Source organism: Rhizobium sp. BK060, from assembly GCF_014193145.1.
In the GTDB taxonomy this organism is placed as follows: domain Bacteria; phylum Pseudomonadota; class Alphaproteobacteria; order Rhizobiales; family Rhizobiaceae; genus Rhizobium.
Map to the genome: position 1 here is coordinate 38,740 of NZ_JACHYW010000033.1, position 21,627 is coordinate 60,366.

Below are 21,627 nucleotides of genomic sequence, written 5' to 3' on the forward strand. Positions count from 1 at the left end.
GGTCAGGATATGAACAATGCCCGCAAGCGAGAGAATAAGCTCGGCCGTTCTGCGCCGAGGATCCCGCGCACATAATGGGCTGCCGTTGCGGCGTTGACGGTCGCGCCGAAATGGCAATAGCAAAGCACATTGTGCAGTTCACTATCGGTAAGACTGAAGAACTTCCTTGCCTGACCGTAAGTGTCATTTTCCAATCCAGCAGCCCGCAGGATCGGATCCTCGAAGGCGACGGAAATCGGCGAGTTATCACTGCGCAGCAGCGACAAGACTGAAGTCGGCTGATGTTCCGTCTGGTAGAGGGTCGCCAGTCGTCGATGCGGACTCAGCTCGAGAAGCTCCACCCAGCGCTCGAGACGCTCGTTTCGCGACATGATGCGGTGCGGATATGTCTGGTCGATATCCGCAATATTTTGCAGTTGCTCCAATGTCTGATGTTTCATGGTGGGCTCCATTCGGCTGAAATTTGCGCAGCCCCAACACGCGTACGCCCTGTATAATTGAGCTAGGGGACAGGGAAGCCCAATCAAGATAGCTTCGAAGGATTTATGCAGGCTTCGAGCAAATTGAATGACAGGCCGCTTTGGTGCCGCGCTCTGTTACACGGCGCATCCGGCTGCAACGCGCCTTTGGGCCAGCCTTAAGGATACTAAAAAAGCCCAGGCTGTCGGAAACTGAGCGGCCGAAAAGCCCCTCAAGCCGTATGAATTTCATTCATAAAGGGTTTCGCGCGACGAACAATATAAGTTGACATCAATAGTAAAGTTTCGCAGGAGCGTACGAACCGGCAATTGCTATCTGAATGCGAACAAAGAGACACCGCGCATGTCGACGCCCTTCCTGACCATGTCACAGATTGCCTATCAAGCCGAAGGAAAGACTATCCTTGCGGCCATCGACCTGACATTGAAGAACGGACGCGTCTATGGCCTGGTTGGGCAGAACGGTAGCGGCAAGAGTACGCTTCTGAAGATCATGGCCCGACAGATTACTCCGACCGCTGGCGCCATCGATCTGAAAGGACAAGCGCTTGCGCGCTGGGGCGGCAGAATCCTTGCCCGGCAGATCGCCTATATGCCGCAGTTTACGCCGGCAACCGACAGTATGACAGTTCGAGAACTGGTGGCACTCGGCCGCTTCCCCTGGCACGGCACGCTCGGCCGATTTACCAGCGTCGATCAGAAACTGGTCGATGAAGCCATAGAGCGCACCGATCTCGAGCGTTTTGCACACAGCTCGGTTGCCCACATGTCTGGCGGCGAGCGGCAACGGGCCTGGATTGCCATGATGCTGGCACAGAATGCGCAGTGCCTGCTTCTCGATGAACCGACTTCCGCGCTAGACCTTCTGCACCAGGACGGTGTCCTGGCACTGCTGCGCGAACTCAGCCATGAGCGCCGTTTGACAATCGTCGTCGTCCTCCACGATATCAATCTGGCCGCCCGCTATTGCGATGAGATTGTGGCCCTGAAGAATGGTCGTGTCTCGGCACACGGCACGCCCGCCGACATCATAAAATCCGATGTGCTGAAATCGGTCTTCGATTTGGAGATGGGTGTATTTTCGCACCCGGTCAGCAACGATCCGATCAGCTATATCCTCTAACAACGGCATTGTGGTCGTCATGCGCGTTGACGGGACCGGGGTTGGCGGGTTCACCGTATTCAGCCTATAATCTATTATTTCTATGGACTAAGAAATACGCAGCCCCCACGGCCGTCAAATAGGAAAAGTCTTTCCTCGATGCCCCTCCCCGGATGCTGCATGGTGACGCCAAATGAACGGGAGTCAGCCATGAACGCGCAACTGCATCACCTCGTACCGGACCGATCTGCGGCTATTTCTCTTGAGAATGAACAACAGGCGATTGCTGTCGCGCGGGAGCTCGCCAAGCAGTTTCAGACAACCGCATCAGGGCGAGATCGTGAGAGGCTGCTCCCCTTTGCTGAACTCGACGCCCTATCGCAATCCGGCCTGCTTGGTATCACGGTTCCTGAGCAGTATGGCGGGCTCGACGTGTCCAATTCGGTATTGGCTGAGATCATCGCCATACTTTCCGAAGCAGACGGCTCGATTGGTCAGATCCCGCAGAACCATTTCTATATCCTGGAGGCGCTGCGCACCGACGGAACGGAAGAGCAGAAGCGCTTCTATTTCGGCCGTGCGCTTGCAGGCGACCGCTTCGGCAATGCTCTTTCGGAGCGCGGAACAAAGACTGTCGGCCACTACAATACCCGCATCACACGCGACGGCATCGGCTACCGCATCAACGGGCGGAAATACTACTCGACAGGCGTCCTGTTTGCCGACTGGATCGCGATTTTCGCATTGGATGAGGAAGAGCGACTGGTTATGGCCTTCGTACCGAAGGGCACCGAGGGCGTGGAGATTATCGACGATTGGGACGGTTTCGGTCAGCGCGTCACCGGCAGCGGCACGACGGTTCTCAGCAATGTCTATGTCCATGCAGATTCCGTGGTGCTTCATCATAGAGGGTTCGAGCGTGCGACGACCATCGGCTCTGTCGGACAGATCATTCACGCCGGCATCGATCTCGGCATAGCCCGCGCTGCCTTCAGCGAAACGCTCGACTTCGTGCGCACCAAATCGCGCCCTTGGACGAACAGCGGCGTCGACCATGCGTCGGACGATCCGTTGACGATCGCCAGGATCGGCCAAATCGCCATTCGGCTGGAGGCCGCCACGGCGACAATCGAACGGGCCGGCCGCAAGGTCGATGCGGCACAGATCGACACGACGGAGGAGAAGGTCGTTGAGGCAACGCTTGCCGTGGCGGCAGCGAAAGTCCTGACGACCGAGATCGCCCTTGAGGCCACCAACACCCTCTTCGAACTTGCCGGCACCGCGTCGGTGACGCTCGATGCCAATCTCGACAGGCACTGGCGCAACGCACGCACCCACACGCTGCACGATCCGGTGCGTTGGAAGTACCATGTTGTCGGCAACTATCACCTGAACGGCGTCATCCCGCCGAAAAGCGGCGCCCTGTAAGTCATCCGTCAAAGCAAAACCCCATTCCCTTACCTGGGTATGGGGTTTTGCGTTTTGAGACTGTAGTGCACCTTAACTGTAAAGGCTGACCTCAGGAATCTTGTCGTTCAGAACAAACTCGCCGATTTCCTTGGCCTTGTAGAAGACTGGATCGTGCAGCGTGTGTGTGCGCACGTTTCGCCAGAAGCGATCAAACCGATATCGTTCTGCCGTCGAGCGCGCACCGGTCAGTTCGAAGACGCGCGAGGTGATGTCGAGCGACACATGGGTCGCATGCACCTTGGCAGCATAGGCCTCCGCCGCCGCTTCGCCACGCTCGCGTGCCGTCACATGGTGCCCACGCGCGAGACTTGCCTGAACGGCTGCAGCAGCATGGTCCGCCAACGCTGCCGAGGCTTTCAGCGCTGCGGTGAACTCGCCGATGCGCTCGAGAATGTAAGGGTCATCGGCGGCGCGCTCGACGCCAGAGGTGATCCACGGCCGCGTCGTGGTGCGGACATAGTCGATGGCCGCCTGCAGCGCCCCTTCTGCCGTACCGAGGTAGAAATTGACGAAGACAAGCTGGATCAGCGGCGTGTTGAAGGTGGCGAGCACGGGCGCCAACGCACCCGGCGCATCAACGAAATCCTCCTCGTAGACGGGAAAGTCGCGGAACTCAACGCTGCCGCTGTCGGACAAGCGCTGGCCGAAATTGTCCCAGTCGTCGTTGGCCATGTAGCCCGAGCGGCTTGTCGGTACCGCAAAGCCGACGCTCTTGCCATCGAGGCTCGCATTCGCGTTGATGTAATCGGAGACATGCGCCGCCGTGGAAAAGGACTTGCGCCCGTTGAGCACATAACCGCTGCCGCGACGCGTCAGGACGAGACCGGTATCGCGTGGATTGACAGCGGCCCCCCAATAAAGATTCTTGGCGACCGTTTCGCTCCCGAGCACGCGGGCACGGGCCTCGTCGAACGCCCAGTAGACGTACTGACTGTTGACGAAGTGGTAGCCGAGCAACTGGCCGATGGAGCTTTCGCCGCGTGCGAGAATGCGCGTGAGCTTCAAACCGTCCACCCAGTTTAACCCACCCCCACCGATCTCCGGCGCATGCAGAGCGTTCAGCAGACCAGCGTTCTTGAGTTTGACGATCTCTGAAAGCGGGGGACGCCCATCGCGGTCGAGCTGGGCGGCGCGCTTGGAAAGATCGGCGGAAATATCCTTTGCACGGGAGAAGAGATCCTCTCGGCTGGCTGTGCGATTGCTTGCAAAGAGCACGTTGGATTGGCTCATGGGTCGGAACTCCAATTCTTGAAATGGTGTCGGCGGGGACCTCGCTGCTCGCGCCGACAGGTCGAGGCAGGCAGCTTAGAAAAGCCTGTCCGGAATCCAGCTTGCGGTCGCCGCGTCGCTCGTGCTGAAGGCCGGAACCTTCTGCGCCAGGTCCTCGATCGTCTTGACCCCGGCCGCGCGCAGGCTTTCCTGGGTGAGCAGCGCCGGCTTGACGGTGATCTGATGGGGAACGTCCTCGCCCGCGACCTGCAGCGCCGCCGCACGCACGGACACGGCCCCGACCACCGCCGGATTGGTCGCGACTGTCGCGACCCAGGGGCTACCGTCTTCGGTGATCTCCTGAATGTCCGCAGTCGAAACGTCAGCAGAGTAGATCTTCAACTTCTTGGCGATGCCGAGATCGCTTGCCGCCAATTTCACGCCGCGGGCAAATTCGTCATATGGCGCGAAGACGACACTGATGTCGGGATTGGCCGAGAGAACGGCCTTCGCCTGATCGGCCGTAGAGGTTGCCGTCGTATCGTTGACGACACCAAACCGCGCCTTCTCCACAACGCCGGAGTTTTCCGATCGGAACTTGTCCCAAACCTCGTTGCGGCGGTCGAGTGGCGCAAAGCCGGCGACATAGGCGTAGCCCGCCTTGAAACTCTTGCCATTGTCTTTCACCGCCTCATCGAGTGCGAGTTGCGCAAGCTCGTGGTCGCTCTGTTCGACCTGCGGGATCTTCGGGTTATTGAGGTTTACGTCGAAAGCGACGACCTTGATGCCCTTGTCCAGCGCTTGCTGGGCTACGTCTGCGAGCGATTCCGGCAGGCCGTGATCGATCACGATGGCGGATACGCCGAGGTTGATTGCCTGCAGCACCTGTTCGCGCTGCTCCGCGGCGTCCTGACGGCCCGGAAAGACACGCAGATCAATATCGAGCGACTTCGCCTGCGCTTCGGCACCGGCCTGATAGGCCTGGAAGAAGTCGCCGGCGGAAATGTAGCTGATCAGCGCTATTTTGACGCCACCCTTGTCGAAGGGGGCGGGCGCACCGGCGAGGCCTCCGGCGAAGGCTGCCTCAGAGACAAAGAGTGGGATGGCGGCGCTCAGGGCCAGCCGTGCAAGAAGTTTCATCGTCGCGTTCCTCTAGTCATTTGAAAGCGTCGTCTGACGGACGGCAGATCCCTGCGACGCACGAATTATTAGATATAAACTCTATGTTTTTAGTAGATTAAATCGTCTGATTTTGCAGGCTTGCAGAGATTCTTTGTTTCGCGGGTAAGACCTGCCCGGCAAAGGCTTGCCTGGAAGTTCGGCCATTCTCCAGGTCAATATCAGCCGCTCGAAGCCGATCGGAATACCCACGATGCCACTTCTTCATATAGACAACCTCACCCGCAGCTTTGGCGCGACGCGTGCGCTGACGGGGATCGATCTTTCGATCGATCGGGGAGAGATCGTCGCGTTGATGGGCGCGAACGGCGCCGGCAAGTCGACGCTGGTCAAGATCCTGTCGGGCGTGCTTGCCGCAGACGACGGCAAGATCAGCCTCAACGAACATGCCTTCGCTCCCCGTACGCCTTCCGAGGCCAGCAGTGCCGGTATAGCGACCGTCCATCAATCGACGGATATTGTCGGCGCCGCCGGGCTTACGGTAGCGGACGCACTGCTCCTGCATCGCTTTGCCGACCGCGGCACGCCGTTCTTCGTCTCGCGCCGGAGCCTCCGTCGCCAAGCGCGGGCAATGCTCGACGCCGCAGGCTTTTCGCTACCGCTCGATCGCGACTTCGGCGATCTCGCTGCGGCCGACCGTCAGCTCGTGGCGATTGCCCGGGCTCTTGCGGACAGGGTCGATCTGCTGATCCTCGACGAGCCAACCGCCAGTCTTTCCGGCGACGAAAGCCGCCGACTGTTCGACATACTTTTGCGGCTGCGTTCCCAGGGCCTCGCGATCCTCTACATATCCCATCGTACGGCCGACCTCGAAGCCATCGCAGATCGAGCCCTCGTGATGCGCGGCGGCCGTGTCGTGCGCAGTTTGCGGCGACCGATTGACATCTCGAGTGCCATCGAAGCAATGATCGGCCGCCGGCTCGAGGCGGCGCATCCGGATGCGCGCGGCCAGGCTGGACCCTTGGTCTTTGAGATGCGTAGCGCGCGGCTCGTGCCGACAAGCGTGCCCTTCGATCTGACGATACGAGAAGGAGAGGTCGTCGCAATCACCGGGGCGCTCGGCGTTGGCAAGAGCCGACTGCTGTCTGCGATCTTCGGCGCGAACCGGCTTGCCGGCGGAGAAATGCTGCTCGACGGGCGACCGCACGCGCCGCGATCCCCTGCCGAGGCGCTTGCCGTTGGCGTTGCAATGGCTGGGGAAGACCGCCATCGTTCATCCTTGATCCCAGCGGGCTGGCCGGGTCATTCGGTTGCCGCCACGATCAGTCTTCCGCATTTGTCGAAATGGTATCGGCAAGGCTTCCTGCTCGGCGACCGGGAACGGCGCGAGGCAGCAAAGGCAATTTCCCGTCTCGGGATCAAGACTTCTGATCCCCTCGCCTCCGTCTGGAGCCTTTCCGGCGGCAACCAGCAGAAGACTGTGATCGCCCGCTGGGAGGCTGAACCAAGCCGACTGCTTCTCCTCGACGAGCCTTTCCAGGGCGTCGATGTCGGGGCGCGCCGCGATATCATCGACGCGATCCGCGCCCGTACCGATCGCGCCACATTGATCGCCAGCTCCGATCCTGAGGAGGCCTACGAGGTCGCCGATCGCATCCTGAACATCGAACGCCATACCCTGCGACCGATCGCAGCCGCCAATCCAGTCATTCAAGGAACATATGCATGACGACGATCGATGATCGTGCTCTTTCAAAGGAAACAGCTGCACCTGACGGCAACAGCAAATATAGACGCAGCGCCGGCGCGGTCTTGCGCTCCGGCGCGGTCTTCATTCTGCTCGGCCTGATGCTGGTCGGCTTCGGCGTTGCCGAACCAGCCTTTATCAACATCGGCAATCTGATGAGCGTCCTGCAGGCAGTGTCTGTCGTCGCGATCCTCGGGGCCGGCGTCACAGTGACGCTCGCCGTCGGCGGTTTCGATCTTTCCATCGGCGCGGTCGCCGCCTCGAGCGTCATGGCGGCAAGTTACGCCATGATCGTCTGGCAGTTCGATGCCTTTGCGACGGTACCTCTCGTGTTGGCCTTCGGCGCGACAATTGGGCTCATCAACGCCGTGCTTATCGTGCGCCTGCGCGTGCCCGATCTGCTGGCCACGCTTGCCATGATGTTCCTTTTGTCCGGATTGCAGCTCATCCCGACGGCGGGCCGCTCGATCTCGGCCGGCCTGGTTCTGCCGGATGGATCGAAGGCGGTAGGAGCCTTTGATCCGGTCTTTCTCCTCATCGGCCGGTATAGCTTCCTCGGCACCTTGCCCGTCTCGGTGCTGCTCATGACGCTCGTGGCTCTTGTTCTTTATGTCCTCACCGAACGGACGCGCATTGGTCGCCTGCTCTTTGCAACCGGCGGCAACGAGGTGGCGACACGGCTTGCAGGCGCGTCCACCGCGCGACTGAAGACGCTTGCTTATGTCATTTCAGGTGCGCTCGCCTCTCTCGGCGGCATCGTAATCGCCGCCCGCGTCGGTCGCGGCGACGTCTCGTCCGGCGGATCATTGCTCATGGATGCCGTGGCCGCCGCTCTGATCGGCTTCGCCGTTCTCAACCTTCGCCGCCCCAATGTGCTCGGAACTCTGGTGGGCGCGGTCTTCGTCGGCGTGCTGCTGAACGGCCTGACGATGCTGAACGCGCCCTATTACACGCAAGACTTCGTCAAGGGTGCAGTGCTGGTCGGCGCACTTGCCCTCACCTACGGCCTTGGCCGCAACCTGGATCGCTGAGGGCTGGCTGCCGCCTTCCGAAATTTTCCCGTCGGGCGGTCCTTTTGGAATGACGTTTCTCCTTAATGATATAAATCCATATATTTTATGGATTAAAGGAAAAACGAGAGGGCTATTTCCATGACTGAAGAAACGGCATCCGGCTTCGGCCGCCGCGAAATATTGAAGCTCGCGGCCGTCGCGGGGGCAACATTTGCAGGCGCAGGCGTATTTGCGTCGGCGTCGGCCAGCGCTGCGGAGGATGGGCTTTCGCTGAAAGGCAAGCGCATCGCAATCAGCGCGACCGGCACCGACCACTATTTCGATCTGCAGGTCTACAACTCCCAGATCGAAGAGGTGAAGCGGCTGGGCGGCGAGCCGATTGCTGTCGACGCCGGCCGCAACGACGGCAAGCTGATCGCCCAGTTGCAGACGCTGGTTGCCCAGAAGCCCGACGCACTGGTGCAGATCCTGGGTACTCTTAGCGTCATCGACCCGTGGCTGAAGAAGGCCCGCGACGCCGGTATCCCGGTGCTGACCGTCGATGTCGGCTCGACCAATTCGCTTAACAACACGACCTCGGACAACTGGGGCATTGGCAAGGATCTCGCCTTGCAGCTGGTGTCCGACATCGGCGGCGAGGGCAACATCGTCGTCTTCAATGGCTTTTACGGCGTGACGCCCTGCGCCATCCGTTACGACCAGCTGGTCAATGTCATCAAGTACTTCCCGAAGGTGAAGATCCTTCAGCCGGAACTGCGCGACGTCATCCCGAACACCGTCCAGGACGCATTTACGCAGATCACCGCGATCCTTAACAAGTATCCGGAAGAGGGTTCGATCAAGGCCGTCTGGTCAGCCTGGGATATTCCCCAGCTCGGCGCTACACAGGCGATTGCCGCGGCCGGCCGCAACGAGATCCGTACCTACGGCGTCGACGGCAGCCCCGAGGTTCTCCAGCTCGTCGCCGATCCCAAGTCTCCAGCAGGTGCCGATGCTGCCCAGCAGCCGGCCGAGATCGGTCGCGTCGCGATCCGCAACGTCGCCAAGCTCCTGGCTGGCCAGACCCTGCCGCGCGAGACTTATGTCCCGGCTCTCCTCGCAAACAAGGACAACGTCACCGAGATCACCAAGAAGCTCGGCATCGGTTGATAGCCGTCTCGCGATGCGGCCAGGCCGCATCGCGCACCTTACCTGTGAAGAGCCAGCAACATGACCGCAGCTGAAACAGCTAAGTCCGGCGACGACATCATTCGTTTTGACCGTATCGTGAAACGCTTCGGCGGCGCGCAGGCGCTGGCAGGCGCCTCCTTTGCTGTGCGACGCAGCACCGTGCACGGCCTCGTCGGTCAAAACGGCGCCGGCAAATCCACACTCATCAAAATCCTTGCCGGCCTGCATAGGCCGGACGAAGGGCGCATTGAAATCGAAGGACGCGGCTACGAAAGCCTGACGCCGCATCTCTGCGAAGAGCTTGGTATCCACTTCATCCATCAGGACCGCCTGTTGGTGCCGACGTTCACTGTCGGGGAAGCGCTTTTTCTCGGCCGCGAAACACGCCTTCCCGGAACACCGTTCCTCGATCGCCGCGCCATGCAGCGGCGGGCAGAAGAAATCCTTCTCAACTACTTCGGGCTGCGGCTGGCGAAAGATGCCCTGATCGGCGAGCTTTCCACTGCCGAACGACAGATCGTGCAGATTACCCGTGCCCTGCTCGACCAACCCAAGGTACTGGTCTTCGATGAGCCAACAGCAGCGCTGGTGCGGCGTGAGGCGGAAACGCTCTTCCGGCTAATCCGACGCCTTCGCGACGATGGCGTCACCATCATCTATATTTCTCACTACCTCAACGAGATCGAGGACCTGTGCGACCACGTGACGGTCCTGCGCAACGGCCTCGACGTCGCCTCGCTGCCGATTGCCGAAACCTCGGCGAAGGGCATCGCCGGACTGATGATCGAGCGCGATATCACCGAGATGTTCCCGAAGTCACATGTCGAGCCGGGCGCTGAAATCCTCAGGGTCGAGGCTCTATCGGCACCGAACCGTTACGACAATGTCGGTTTCACGCTGCGCCGTGGCGAGGTGCTTGGCATCACCGGTCTGCTGGGATCGGGAGCCAAGGATCTCATCCGTACGCTCTTCGGGCTGGAACAGGCCGCATCCGGTCGGATCGAGATGGACAGCAAGGCTGCGCAGTTGCGCAACCCCAAACAAGCCGTCGAGCGAAGCGTCGCATTGGTGCCGGAGGATCGGCGTGGCCATGGAGTGGGTCTCGATCTTAGCCTGACCGAGAACATAACCTTGTCGAGCCTTGCGCGATATACCCGCTTCGGCTTCCTGAAGCGGAAGCGTGAACGCTCGGACACCGACGACCTCATTTTACGCCTGCAGATCAAGACCACCGGACGAGACGCCCTGGTGCGCACACTTTCCGGTGGCAACCAGCAGAAGGTCGCAATTGCCAAATGGCTGAGCCGACAATCGGAGATCTACCTCCTGGACGAGCCGACCGCAGGCGTCGATATCGGCTCCAAGGTGGAGATCTACGCGTTGATCGGAGAGCTCGCCGCCCGTGGCGCCGGCGTCATCGTTCTTTCCTCTGATCTGCCCGAGCTTGTGGGCATTACCGATCGGATCCTCGTTTTCTTCCGCGGGCGTGTTGTCCGCGAACTCGTCTCCTTAGACACCACAACGGATGAAGTGCTGGCGGCATCGACCGGCGCTTCGGAAGGATTGCGCCATGTCGGCTGATGTTCAGTTCGCTTCCCTGCCCGCCATTGCCGACAGCGACGCACCGAAGTCCAGGGGCAATCTTGCAGCCGCTGCACTTCGCTTCGGCTCGTTGCTCGCCTTTGCCTCCATTTTTGTCGTCTTCTCGCTCACCGCTCCTTATTTCTTCACGATCGGCAACATCGGGAATGTTCTCGGTCAGTCGGCCATCGCAGGCGTTCTTGCGATCGGCTTGACGATCGTCCTGATCGCCGGAGGCTCAAACGTGGTCACTGGCGGCATCGATCTGTCGCTTGCCGCCAATATGGGCTTGAGCGCTGCGGTCTATGCTTCGCTCATTCAGCTCGGCTATGGCGATGCGACTGCCGCCGTGGGAGCAATCCTTACCGGGCTTGCGATCGGTGCCGTCAACGCTGCCGCCGTCGTGCTCGCCGGCATCGTGCCGCTTCTGGCAACGCTTGCCGTGATGAATGTTGTTGCCGGTCTTGAACTGGTTCTGACCCAGAACACCGTGGTACCCGCCTCCACCGACGTGCTGACCGCGATCTCGACGTCTGACAGCTTCGGAGTGCCGATCCTCGCCTATATCCTGATCGGCTTCACGGCCATTGTGGCGGCGATCATCCAGTACACGCCACTCGGGCTGCGGCTTTACGCGGTCGGTGATTTTCCGGACGCTGCCCGCGCAGCTGGCCTTCCCCTCAAGCGTCTTGTCGCCAGTGCGTTTATCGCAAGCGGCCTCTGCGGTGGCCTCGCCGGTGTTCTCTCGGTGTCCTATCTCAGCGGCAGCACGACGGGTTCCGGGGAAATGCTCCTGCCAGTCGTCGTCACCGCCCTGCTTGGTTCGGTGTTTTCGCGCCGCCTTGTTCCGACGATCACCGGCACCCTGATATCGGCGCTCTTCGTCGGCTTCCTCGTCAACGGCTTCCAGCTTCTGAACCTGCCGAGCACACTCGTCAGCGGCGTCCAGGGTCTCCTGATCCTGATCGTCGTCTCTGCCACGACCTTGCTACGCAAATGGGAGATCTGACCATGTCTGCCTCAATTTCCGCCGGGCGACTGATCGCCCGCCTTTCCCGGTATGGTTTGATACTCGCTCTCATCGCCGTCTTCTCGATCTTCTCTGCTGCCGCTCCAACCTTCCTGACGACGGGCAATCTGCAGAGCATTCTCGTCAACAACTTCACGCTGCTCGCCATCGTCTCGATTGCCATGACGCTCGCGGTGTCGGCTGGCGGGATCGACCTCTCGGTCGGCACCGCAGTCGATTTTGCAAGCTTCGCGTTCGTTTCGCTCGTTCTTGCCGGCCAACCCGTCGCGCTCGCACTGCTCGCGGCCCTCCTGGCCGGCGCCCTTGTGGGAGCCTTCAACGCGATCCTGATTTCTGCAATCGGGGTGTCGCCGTTCCTGGCAACACTCGGCACACTGTTCATTGGCCGCAGCATCCAACAGCTGCTGACGAATGGCGGCAATCCCGTCTATCTTGCCCCGAACGGCGTTCCCGAAGCCTTCCGCTTCCTCGGGCACGGAACCATCGCAGGCCTACCAGTTCCACTTCTAATCGCTGCCGTCGTGATCTCAAGCGTCGCAGTGCTGTATTCTCGAACGCGTTTTGGTCGTGTTGTGCTATCCATCGGCCTGCAGCCAAGCGTGGTGCGCTATTCTGGCATCGCGCTTGGACGAGATGTCGCCGTCATCTTCATTCTCGCAGGCACGGTCGCAGCAATTGCCGGCATCATCCTGACGTCCACCGTCACGGTCTACATTCCCTCATCAGGCAATGCTTTCCTGCTGAATGCGATCGGCGCCACGTTCATCGGTACAACCTTCTCGCCACTCGGCCGGCCGAACGTCGCCGGTACGGTGCTCGGGGTTCTCCTTCTCAGCATCGTGTCCAACGGTCTGCTTTTGACCGGACTGAACTTCTACTGGCAGCAGGTCGGCACCGGCAGCCTGATCTTCGCCGTGCTGGCATTCAGCTTCATCAACCAGAAAGCGGTCGGCGCCTGATCGCGGCCGAACCAAACCAATGCAGGAACAGTGACATGAGCCGAGAAATCAGGCTGAACGCCTTCGACATGAGCTGCGTCGGACACCAATCGCCCGGGCTCTGGCGCCACCCGCGCGACAAATCCTGGACCTACAAGGATCTCGATTACTGGGTGCATCTTGCCAAGACGCTCGAGCGCGGGAAGTTCGACGGGCTCTTCATCGCTGACGTGCTCGGGGTCTACGATGTGCTGAACGGCAATGTCGATGCGGCGCTGCGCCATTCGGCACAGGTGCCGGTCAACGATCCGCTGCAGCTCATCCCAACCATGGCCCATGAGACCGAACACCTCGGCTTCGGGCTGACGGCATCGCTCTCCTTCGAGCACCCCTATACCTTCGCCCGCCGGATCTCCACGCTCGATCACCTGACCAAGGGGCGGGTGGGCTGGAACATCGTCACCTCCTACCTCAACAGCGGTGCCCTCAATGTCGGCCAGCCCGCGCAGACGAACCACGACGATCGCTATGACCTCGCCGACGAATATCTCGAGGTCTGCTACAAGCTTTGGGAAGGCAGCTGGGAGGATGACGCCGTCGTCCGTGACCGCCAGAAGGGCGTTTTCACGGATCCGCGGAAAGTGCACCCGATCCGCCATGCGGGCAAGCATTTCACCGTGCCGGGCATTCACCTCAGCGAGCCCTCCCCACAGCGCACACCGGTACTCTATCAAGCGGGCGCCTCCAGCCGTGGCAAGGACTTCGCCGGCGCTCATGCCGAGTGCATTTTTGTCGCCGCACCGTCGAAAGCCGTGCTCAAGCGCTATGTCGCCAATGTCCGGCAGGCGGCCGAGCGGGCCGGCCGCAACCCGCGCGAAATCCTCGCCTTCAATCTGCAGACGGTCATCCTCGGCGAAACGGACACCGAGGCGCAGCGCAAATTCAGCGAGTACCGGCAGTACGCATCCTTTGAAGGAGCGCTGACACTGATCTCAGGCTGGACGGGGATCGACTTTGGCCAGTTCGGCCCCGACGAGGTGCTGCGCCACCGCCATACCAATGCCGTACAGTCCGCCGTCGAGACCTTCACGACGATCGATCCGAGCAAGGAATGGACCGTACGGGAAATGGCCGATTGGGTCGGTGTCGGCGGCTTCGGACCCGTCTTCGTCGGCTCACCATCGACAGTCGCGGACCTGATGCAGGAATGGGTCGAGGAGACCGACGTCGACGGTTTCAACCTTGCTTACACGGTAACCCCGGAGAGCTTCGAGGACGCGGTCGAGCTACTGGTGCCGGAACTCCAGAAACGCGGCGTCTACAAATTGGAGTATCGACAGGGAACCCTTCGCGAAAAGCTGGGTGGCACAAGCCCTCGCCTGCGGGCGCCGCATCCAGCCACCGCCTATCGCAATCTCGCAAACACGACGAAGCTTGCCGTGTAAGGCCGATAGGACGCAACGGCAAGAAGCCTATGACGTCTTGTTTGATCATTGCCGGCTCGGCTTAAGAAGCAACCTATAACGTTACCGTGCTGAGCTTCGACGTACTGCTGGCAAAGTTGCGCGCACGACTTAGCTTCCTAAAGGGCGAAAAGGCATCGCGTTGACCTAGAAGAAAAGCCGCGCGGGAAATGGTCCGCGTTTGGCTTTGTCGCCAGGTGCCCTTAGCTTAGCGCGCCAACACGCCGATCCGAGTTGCGTGAATAGCCGAGCTTCTCGGATATTTCCGATGCAGCGTCGAGAAGACTCTCAAGGTAGGCCGCCCGATTGCGCAGGCCATCTTCGCGCGGCGCGACTAAACATAGCGTCGCGATGCATGCACCATCCGCCTGATGAACCGGCACGGCGAAGCAATGCGTAAAGTTCTCGACTTCGCTGTTGAAGGTGAAATAGCCGTCGCGCGCCGCGTTGCGGACTTGGCCGATGAAGTCGGCTGGATCGAGGCGCCTGCCGTTCGGCAGGACGAAGTCGTCCGGGGGAATGAGGTCAAGGATCTGGCGGTCGGACAGGTGCGACACGAGCAGCCGCCCTGAGGCCGTCCAGGGTATCGAGACGAGTTCGCCTACATTTGAGGAAATGCGGAACGGGCGGATGCCTTCCCGCATCATAGCCACCGTATACTTCGTACCCTCGAGGACGCACATCTGCGCCGTCTCCCGGGTTTCCTCTGCGAGGCGGATCAGCATGCGCTCGCATTCGCGCATGAGGTCGAACTGTTCGGCATAGGCGGTGCCGAGGAAATAGAGCCGGCGGCCGAGATAGACCCGGCCATCGTCCTGATAGTAGTCGAGCATACCATGGCTGAGCAACAGGTTGACGAGCTCGTAGACCGAGGAGCGCGGCGCACCGATCTCGGCGGCGATCTCGTTTGGCCGCATGGGCTGGCGCCTCACGCGCAGGAATTCGAGGATCTCAAAGGCACGATCCAGTCCTCGGGTGCGCCGCGACACTGTGTCGACACCAGCCTCAGCCATGCTTTTCTCCAGTATTAGGCGCGATCCGCGCGGTAGGCAACGCAGTCAACTTCGACCTTGCAATCGACCATCATGCGTGATTGGACGCAAGCGCGCGCCGGAGGGTTTTCGCCGAAATAGTCGGCATACACGCCGTTAAAGCTCCAGAAATCGCGCGGATCGTCAAGCCAAACGCCCACGCGCACGACGTCTTCAAGGCTGTAGCCCGCCTCATTGAGAATGGCAATCAGGTTTTCGATCGCCTTTCGGCTCTGGGCAACGATTCCGCCACCGACAATCTCCCCCTTTTCCATAGGGACCTGACCGGAAACATACAGCCAGCCGCCTGCTTCGGTGGCTCGGGCGAAGGGAAGTGGTTGTCCGCCTGCGCCAGTTTCACCGGCCCCATAGCGCTTGATCGTCATTCTTTTCACTTTCTCTTTTAGTTGAAGCTGGAGGTCTTCAGGAATTCAGCCAAGCGCTCGGTCTTGGGCCTCACGAACATCTCCCTTGGATCACCCTGCTCGCAGATGACCCCTTGATTCATGAAGATGACACGCGATGAAACTTCGTAGGCAAAGCGCATCTCATGGGTGACCAGCAGCATGGTCATGCCGTCTGCCGCGAGACCCTTGATCACCTGCAGCACTTCACCCACCAGTTCGGGATCAAGAGCCGAGGTCACCTCATCGAACAGCATAAGGCGTGGTGACATTGCGATTGCACGGGCGATTGCCACGCGTTGCTGCTGACCACCGGAAAGCTGGCCTGGGTAATGATTGGTTCGTGCCGACAACCCGACGCGGTCGAGCCAACGCTCGGCGATCAAGCGCGCTTCGGCTTTCGGCATCTTCTTGACCTTGATGAGGCCAAGCATGACGTTCTGGGCTGCAGTCAGGTGCGGGAACAGGTTGAATTGCTGGAACGCCATTCCCGTAAGAGCGCGTTGACGGGCAATCTCCTTCTCGGTCTTGCGCCGACGCGTCGATCCTTGGACGTGGTAGCCGATCTCTTCGCCATCGAGGCTGATCGTGCCGCCCTGGAATTCCTCCAGCATGTTCACGCAGCGCAGCATCGTGGTCTTGCCCGAGCCGGACGAGCCGATGATCGAAATGACCTCGCCTTCCTGCACGGAGCAGTCGACGCCTTTGAGAACCTCGTGTTGGCCATAAGTTTTGCGCAGGCCCTTGATTTCAAGCATTGTCTTGGCCATCGATCGGCCTCCTCAGGATGGAAGGGCAGTCTTGCGCTCGACGAATTTGCCGAAACGCTCGATACCGAAGTTGACGACGAAATAGAGGGCTCCTGCCAGGAAGTAGAACTGCAGGCTCATGAAGTTGCGGGAGATGATCTCCTGCGTGCGCAGCAGCAGCTCCGCTACACCGATAACCGACAAAAGCGTCGATGCCTTCACCATTTCTGCCGCCGTATTGACCCAGGCTGGCAGACACTGGCGCAGGGCTTGAGGCCACAGGACGGAGGTGAACGTCTGCGTGAACGTCAGTCCGATCGCCTTTGCAGCTTCGGTCTGTCCCTTCGGGATGGCTTGCAGGGCACCGCGAACGATCTCACCGACGTGGGATGAACAAAATATCGCCAGCGCCAGAACGCCCGCCGCGAATGGTCCCAATTCGATGCCCACGGCGCTCGAGACGTAGTAGCTGGCGAGGACAAGGACCAAAACCGGCGTGCCGCGGATCACATCCGTATAGGCCCTCACGATCAGGCGCAGCACACCGTTTCCATAAACCAGAGCCAGACCGACAAAGATCCCGAGCACCGAGCCTGCGAGGATGGCCAGCAGGGAGATCGATACCGTCATCGCGACGCCATTCACGATGACATGGCGGGCGATCCAAAGTTGATCGAGAAAAGTTTGAGACATTGGCTTACCTCGGCAATGCCAGACGCCGCTCGACAAGGCGCATCAGGGCGGCAATGAGGAAACAGGTGACGACATAGAGAGCGGATGTGACTATCCAGGTCTCGATGACACGGAAGCTCTCGACGTTGATCTTGCGCGCTGCAAACGTCAGCTCGGGCACGGCGATCGTTGCGGCAAGCGATGTGTCCTTAAAGAGAGAGATGATTGTCGACGATAGCGACGGCAGAACGTTGCGGATCATCAGTGGCGCTATGATCGAGGTGCGTATCTGCATCGACGTTAGGCCAATCGCCATTCCGGCTTCCGTCAATCCCTTTGGAATAGAAAGAAGTCCAGCGCGGAAAACTTCCGCCAGATACGCTCCCGAGTAGAGCGACAGAACCAGGACGAAGCTCTTTATCTTGTCGAGCCGGAAGCCGATCTGAGGCAGCGCAAAGAACGCAAACAAGACGAGAACGAGGATCGGCAGATTTCGTATCACAGTAACATAGGAGCGCGCCGGCACGACGATGAGGCGGTTCCTCGAAAGCAGCGCGAAAGCTACAAATATGCCGAGGACAGCCCCGATCAAGATCGAGATCACCGCCAAGCCGAGGCTCAACATCAAGCCGCTAAGTAGGAAATCGAAGTTGCGCCAAACGGCAGCGAAATTCAGCGTATAACCCATTGTAGGCCGCCCCTCCAGAAGCGGGAGCGGGATGGACCCGCTCCCTCGGGCCATTTACTTGTATTCGACCGGGAAGCCGATTTGCGGAGGCGTCAGATCCTTGCCAAACCAGGTCTTGAACGATTTGGCATAGGCATCAAATTCGACACCGGTCATGGCTTCGTGAAGGGCGGTGTTGACGAAATTCAGCCAATCCTGGTCGCCGCGCTTGACGCCGCAGGCATAGGTCTGCGGATTCCAGCCGAAGCCTGCATCCTTATACTTGCCGGGGTTTTGGGTCATGTACCACGCCAGCGAGGACTGGTCGGTGGCCACGGAGTCGGCACGGCCGGATTCCAATGCCTGATAAATCAGGTCTACGGAGTCATACTGGTCGACTGTCGCTTCTGGAAGCGCGGCATGAACCATAGCTTCTGCATAAACATTCTGCAGGACCGAAATTGTCACCGATGAGCCGGCAGCCTTAAGCGCTGCGTAGTCGGCATACTTGCCATCAGCCTTCAGCATCAGGCCGACACCTTCACGGTAATAGGGAATCGTGAAGGCGATCTGCTGGGCTCGCTCGCCCGTCACCGTCATGAACTGGCAGGTGATGTCGACTTTGTCCGTGGTGATGTTCGGAATGCGGGCGTCTGAGGACTGATTGACGTACTCGATCTTCTCAGGATCGCCAAAGAGAGCCTTGGCGATGATGTGACCCATATCGACGTCAAACCCCTGGAGCTTGTCATCGGCGCTCTTGAAGTGCCAGGGCGCATTGGTGCTGCCCGTCCCCATGACGAGGTGACCGCGAGCAAGCACCTCGTCGAGCTTGCTCCCGTCCGCGAGAACCGGGCTGGAAAGAATTGTGGCTGCGGCCAAAGCGATCAGGCCGACACGAAAAGAAGATGTCATGGCGTTCCCCTTGTGAACATTTTGCTCTTGTCCAATATTCCGGACACGTGTCTGTTTTATTGGATTTTCACAGGAAGCGGCATCAGCAATAAATTGTCAAGCTGCATCGCCAAAAAAGCTGCAGCGATGCGAACTGGCTTTTTTTGCAGGGCAGCATTTCTCCCATATTCGAGCTAGTAGCCCTCGACACGTTGTCTTGGCCGCAATCAAAGGTTGATCTGACGGACAGCTAAGGTTGTCGGTCACCTTCGAGAAATCGGGGCTGCGCGAAAAGAGGCTGCCCGAAAAGACTTTCACGGATGGCCGACGTCACCGTCCGATCCAGGGAAATGTCTTCGCCCGAGACCATTGCGCGCGCCGCTCATACGCGCTGGCAGCCACAGTCGGCCAATTGACGGACCGTCTCTTCGCCCAAAGTCGATCAATCAATTTCGATCAAGCTGCCATAGCAATTTCGCCACCTTACGTTTAAGTAAGCGCGAGTTTTCGAAGTTAGGTGAATCCCTGAAATGCACAGCGATACAAACTTCCATGAAGAGGCAAGATTGCTTGCGCTTCTGGCAAACGAAAAAAGGCTCGTGATTGCCAGCCTTCTCCTGGACAATGAGCTGAACGTCGGCGAGCTCGCGAAACGAGTTGGTCTTTCGCAGTCGGCTCTATCCCAGCATCTGGCGAGACTACGTGAAGGCAAGATCGTAACAACACGACGTGACGCCCAGACAATCTACTATTCGACCACCCACTACGGCGTCCGAAAAATCCTTTCGACCCTAGATGAAATCTGCACTCGTCCGACAGTAACGGTGAGCACGTCGAGTTAAACTTCTGGGGAGTGCCCGGTACTGAGAAGTGCCAACTTGCGGAAGAACAGGGCTGCTCCATCTTCTCCTCATATCGGTCTTTGAGGAGCGGCCATGATACCCCAAGGCGATCACCTGTTTTCCACGCAAATCTCAGGCGAACCGATGCCCGATGCCGGTTTGTTTACGTGGGACCTCCGGAGCAATCTCGTCTATGCAGACAGCGCCCTTGCGCGGTTGTTTGGCCTTGAGCCTGACGAAGCAGAACATGGCCTGCCGCTACAGACCTACATGGAGCGTATTCATCCTCAGGATGCGCCGACCCTGGCCAAACAGATCAACGACACCATTGTTGCGGAGCATCCCACGGTGCAGAACTACCGCGTCCTGAACGAAGATGGGATCTATGTCGCTGTTTGCGCGTTTGGCCGGTGCTTTCGTGACCGCGAAGACGTTCCGGTTCATTATGCGGGTATCGTCGTACCCGCCGAGACGTTGCCGGACTACAAATCTCACTAGGTTGGTTCGCCTAAAAGGCGCGGGGCTCAGACCATGGATGCCGCAATAACCGACGGAGTGCAAAAAATGTCACCCTGACGACAGTTCCGTGTTGCCCCCCCTCATATAAGCAACTGCCACCAAATGGTGCGCTAGCGTCCGGCGCTGAACGTCTCGCCGTTTCCGCCGTCGTGATCGTCGCCGCTCCTCATTGCCCTCTCTAGCCGGATCACCGCGTCAATGAACGCGGGAAAGGCAGACTTGAGAAGCTCGAGGTTTGCGGCGACCTTGTCGGGCTTCAGGTCGAAACCGTATTTGTGGCGCACGAGATGGCGAAATCCCTTGAGTTCAAAAAGAGCATCATAAAGTTCGAGATCGAGTAGTGCCGGACGCGTTGGTGGCGCGCCTGCCGGAACTGGACAGTCGCAGTGACGAGGAGATCGTCGGCTATGACGGGCATGGAATTCCGAACTGATGGTGATCGATACCTCCGCCATCGTCGCGATCCTGCGTAACGAACCTGAGGCGGCGAAACTCGAAAGAGCGCTTGTCGCCAGCCCAGTTCGCCTAGTTCCGGCGACATGCGTGCTCGAAGCGCGCTTGGTGCTGGTCAGCCAGCGCGGAGAACACGCATTGGCCGAAATCGATCTGTGGCTCCGTAAGATCGAGGCGGACATCATCCCGGTCGATTCCGATTTAGTCGATTTGGCGACGCATGCCTGGTTGACCTACGGCAAGGGCCGTCATCAGCGGCATTGAATTTCGCCGATGCTTTTCCTACGCTTTGGCAAAGCGCGCGGACGAACCGCTGCACTTCATCGGCGAGGACTTTTCCCGGACCGATATCGGGGCGGCATGATTGTAGCCGGCGAAGCTGCGTCGGACAACCTGCCTGACATCGTCCTCTCCCCTGCTCTACCCAGCATTTGATCTAACTGATTGTGCCCGAGGCTAGCGACGCTCCGAAATCACCGGGGCGGACCTTGGCCGTGATCAAATGGAGGATGGGCGCGGCTGCATCGAGATCCTCGATAAGGGCCTGCTGCTGACGCTGCGCGGCAAGACCGGCTGGCGGCGCGAGGTGGAGGTCGGCCGCGGGTCGTCGGATGCGACCTGCTGCGTCGTCGCCATCGAGACCTGGACCAAGTTCCTCAGGCTTGCCGATAGGCCCCCTGTTTCGCCACGTCACCGGACAGGGTAAGTCTGTAGGGCGAGAGCGTTGGAACGACAAGGAAGTGGCGCGCCCGGTCAAGCGGGCCGCTATGGCCGCCGGCATTCGCGGCCATATGCGCGAAATAAGGCGCGCCCTTCAAGTTCTCGGGGCACTCGCTGCGTGCGCACCGGGTTTGCCGCTCTCGAGCCGGTTGGAAGGTCTGCAACAGACGTCCGCTTCCGCCACTTGGCGACGGTCTTTTGATTGATCCCGTAACGCTTCGAAAGCGTCCTCAGGCTCTCTTGACTGTGGTGTATCGCTCGACGGACTGCCTCTGTCGTCGTGGCGCTCCCATGAAGAACCTGGCCCATAGTGCATCCTTCGATTCGGAAGACAGGAATGCCCCATCAAAGCCTG

21 protein-coding genes and 3 pseudogenes are annotated in these 21,627 nt (G+C 59.7%); 13 read left to right on the top strand and 11 right to left on the bottom strand.

What is annotated here, in order from left to right; all coding sequences use genetic code 11:
* Positions 1 to 2: 2 nt before the first annotated feature.
* A complete protein-coding gene (locus FHT71_RS26850; protein ID WP_132593566.1) occupies positions 3 to 440 on the bottom strand; it encodes a hypothetical protein in 438 nt (145 codons plus the stop codon).
* Between the two features lie 382 nt (positions 441 to 822).
* Here FHT71_RS26850 and FHT71_RS26855 point away from each other — a divergent pair, with 382 nt between their 5' ends.
* Together FHT71_RS26855 and FHT71_RS26860 are read left to right on the top strand one after the other, a co-directional pair.
* Entirely contained in the window at positions 823 to 1,602 is a 780-nt protein-coding gene (locus tag FHT71_RS26855; protein WP_183722836.1) for an ATP-binding cassette domain-containing protein, read from the top strand.
* A 189-nt stretch (positions 1,603 to 1,791) separates the two neighbouring features.
* The gene (locus tag FHT71_RS26860) at positions 1,792 to 3,009 is read left to right on the top strand and encodes an SfnB family sulfur acquisition oxidoreductase (RefSeq protein WP_183722838.1); all 1,218 of its coding nucleotides are present in this window, start codon (positions 1,792 to 1,794) and stop codon (positions 3,007 to 3,009) included.
* A 72-nt stretch (positions 3,010 to 3,081) separates the two neighbouring features.
* Here the strand turns inward: FHT71_RS26860 and FHT71_RS26865 are convergent, their stop codons facing one another.
* Positions 3,082 to 4,281 (bottom strand): acyl-CoA dehydrogenase family protein, encoded by a 1,200-nt coding sequence (locus tag FHT71_RS26865; protein WP_132593572.1) that lies wholly within the window; start codon positions 4,279 to 4,281, stop codon positions 3,082 to 3,084.
* Positions 4,282 to 4,356: 75 nt separating this feature from the next.
* Entirely contained in the window at positions 4,357 to 5,400 is a 1,044-nt protein-coding gene (locus FHT71_RS26870; protein ID WP_132593574.1) for a substrate-binding domain-containing protein, read from the bottom strand.
* A 232-nt stretch (positions 5,401 to 5,632) separates the two neighbouring features.
* Between FHT71_RS26870 and FHT71_RS26875 the strand changes: the two genes are divergently transcribed.
* The 7 genes from FHT71_RS26875 to FHT71_RS26905 all read left to right on the top strand — a co-directional run bounded on the left by FHT71_RS26875 (position 5,633) and on the right by FHT71_RS26905 (position 14,303).
* On the top strand, positions 5,633 to 7,108 hold the full coding sequence (locus FHT71_RS26875; protein WP_183722840.1) for a sugar ABC transporter ATP-binding protein: 1,476 nt from the start codon (positions 5,633 to 5,635) through the stop codon (positions 7,106 to 7,108).
* Complete coding sequence (locus FHT71_RS26880; RefSeq protein WP_132593578.1) at positions 7,105 to 8,157, top strand: ABC transporter permease; 1,053 nt, start codon at positions 7,105 to 7,107, stop codon at positions 8,155 to 8,157. The genes FHT71_RS26875 and FHT71_RS26880 overlap by 4 nt, the downstream gene beginning before the upstream one ends.
* Positions 8,158 to 8,277: 120 nt before the next feature.
* Positions 8,278 to 9,288: a sugar ABC transporter substrate-binding protein gene (locus FHT71_RS26885; protein WP_183722842.1), complete on the top strand. Its 1,011-nt coding sequence runs from the start codon at positions 8,278 to 8,280 to the stop codon at positions 9,286 to 9,288.
* Positions 9,289 to 9,348: 60 nt separating this feature from the next.
* A complete protein-coding gene (locus tag FHT71_RS26890) occupies positions 9,349 to 10,890 on the top strand; it encodes a sugar ABC transporter ATP-binding protein (RefSeq protein WP_183722844.1) in 1,542 nt (513 codons plus the stop codon).
* Entirely contained in the window at positions 10,880 to 11,899 is a 1,020-nt protein-coding gene (locus FHT71_RS26895; protein WP_132593584.1) for an ABC transporter permease, read from the top strand. The genes FHT71_RS26890 and FHT71_RS26895 overlap by 11 nt, the downstream gene beginning before the upstream one ends.
* A gap of 2 nt (positions 11,900 to 11,901) precedes the next feature.
* On the top strand, positions 11,902 to 12,879 hold the full coding sequence (locus FHT71_RS26900) for an ABC transporter permease (protein WP_183722846.1): 978 nt from the start codon (positions 11,902 to 11,904) through the stop codon (positions 12,877 to 12,879).
* Between the two features lie 35 nt (positions 12,880 to 12,914).
* On the top strand, positions 12,915 to 14,303 hold the full coding sequence (locus tag FHT71_RS26905) for an LLM class flavin-dependent oxidoreductase (RefSeq protein WP_132593588.1): 1,389 nt from the start codon (positions 12,915 to 12,917) through the stop codon (positions 14,301 to 14,303).
* A gap of 221 nt (positions 14,304 to 14,524) precedes the next feature.
* Here the strand turns inward: FHT71_RS26905 and FHT71_RS26910 are convergent, their stop codons facing one another.
* From FHT71_RS26910 to FHT71_RS26935, 6 genes are read right to left on the bottom strand one after another with little or no spacing between them, the layout of a single operon-like run.
* Positions 14,525 to 15,334, bottom strand: a complete 810-nt coding sequence (locus tag FHT71_RS26910; protein WP_007800163.1) for an IclR family transcriptional regulator — start codon at positions 15,332 to 15,334, stop codon at positions 14,525 to 14,527.
* A 14-nt stretch (positions 15,335 to 15,348) separates the two neighbouring features.
* Positions 15,349 to 15,738: a RidA family protein gene (locus FHT71_RS26915; RefSeq protein ID WP_007800161.1), complete on the bottom strand. Its 390-nt coding sequence runs from the start codon at positions 15,736 to 15,738 to the stop codon at positions 15,349 to 15,351.
* Between the two features lie 17 nt (positions 15,739 to 15,755).
* A complete protein-coding gene (locus FHT71_RS26920) occupies positions 15,756 to 16,526 on the bottom strand; it encodes an amino acid ABC transporter ATP-binding protein (protein ID WP_132593591.1) in 771 nt (256 codons plus the stop codon).
* Positions 16,527 to 16,538: 12 nt separating this feature from the next.
* Positions 16,539 to 17,198, bottom strand: coding sequence for an amino acid ABC transporter permease (locus FHT71_RS26925; RefSeq protein ID WP_007800158.1), 660 nt, complete (start codon positions 17,196 to 17,198; stop codon positions 16,539 to 16,541).
* Between the two features lie 4 nt (positions 17,199 to 17,202).
* Positions 17,203 to 17,865: an amino acid ABC transporter permease gene (locus FHT71_RS26930; RefSeq protein WP_132593593.1), complete on the bottom strand. Its 663-nt coding sequence runs from the start codon at positions 17,863 to 17,865 to the stop codon at positions 17,203 to 17,205.
* A gap of 54 nt (positions 17,866 to 17,919) precedes the next feature.
* On the bottom strand, positions 17,920 to 18,759 hold the full coding sequence (locus tag FHT71_RS26935) for a transporter substrate-binding domain-containing protein (protein WP_007800155.1): 840 nt from the start codon (positions 18,757 to 18,759) through the stop codon (positions 17,920 to 17,922).
* Between the two features lie 509 nt (positions 18,760 to 19,268).
* Here FHT71_RS26935 and FHT71_RS26940 point away from each other — a divergent pair.
* Both FHT71_RS26940 and FHT71_RS26945 read left to right on the top strand, forming a co-directional pair.
* Positions 19,269 to 19,580 carry a metalloregulator ArsR/SmtB family transcription factor gene (locus FHT71_RS26940; protein ID WP_132593594.1) on the top strand — a complete coding sequence of 104 codons (312 nt, stop codon included), beginning with the start codon at positions 19,269 to 19,271 and terminating at the stop codon, positions 19,578 to 19,580.
* A gap of 93 nt (positions 19,581 to 19,673) precedes the next feature.
* Positions 19,674 to 20,078, top strand: coding sequence for a PAS domain-containing protein (locus FHT71_RS26945; protein ID WP_132593595.1), 405 nt, complete (start codon positions 19,674 to 19,676; stop codon positions 20,076 to 20,078).
* Positions 20,079 to 20,209: 131 nt separating this feature from the next.
* Here FHT71_RS26945 and FHT71_RS26950 read toward each other — a convergent pair whose 3' ends face one another.
* Positions 20,210 to 20,554, bottom strand: coding sequence for a hypothetical protein (locus FHT71_RS26950; protein WP_183722848.1), 345 nt, complete (start codon positions 20,552 to 20,554; stop codon positions 20,210 to 20,212).
* Here FHT71_RS26950 and FHT71_RS26955 point away from each other — a divergent pair.
* Positions 20,532 to 20,916: pseudogene (locus FHT71_RS26955) on the top strand (type II toxin-antitoxin system VapC family toxin). The gene FHT71_RS26950 and the pseudogene FHT71_RS26955 overlap by 23 nt on opposite strands.
* An 84-nt stretch (positions 20,917 to 21,000) precedes the next feature.
* A pseudogene (locus FHT71_RS26960) lies at positions 21,001 to 21,370 on the top strand (integrase); the annotation flags it as partial.
* 46 nt (positions 21,371 to 21,416) lie between these two features.
* Here the strand turns inward: FHT71_RS26960 and FHT71_RS26965 are convergent.
* Positions 21,417 to 21,581 (bottom strand): annotated as a pseudogene (locus FHT71_RS26965) (IS481 family transposase); the annotation flags it as partial.
* Positions 21,582 to 21,627: the final 46 nt, after the last annotated feature.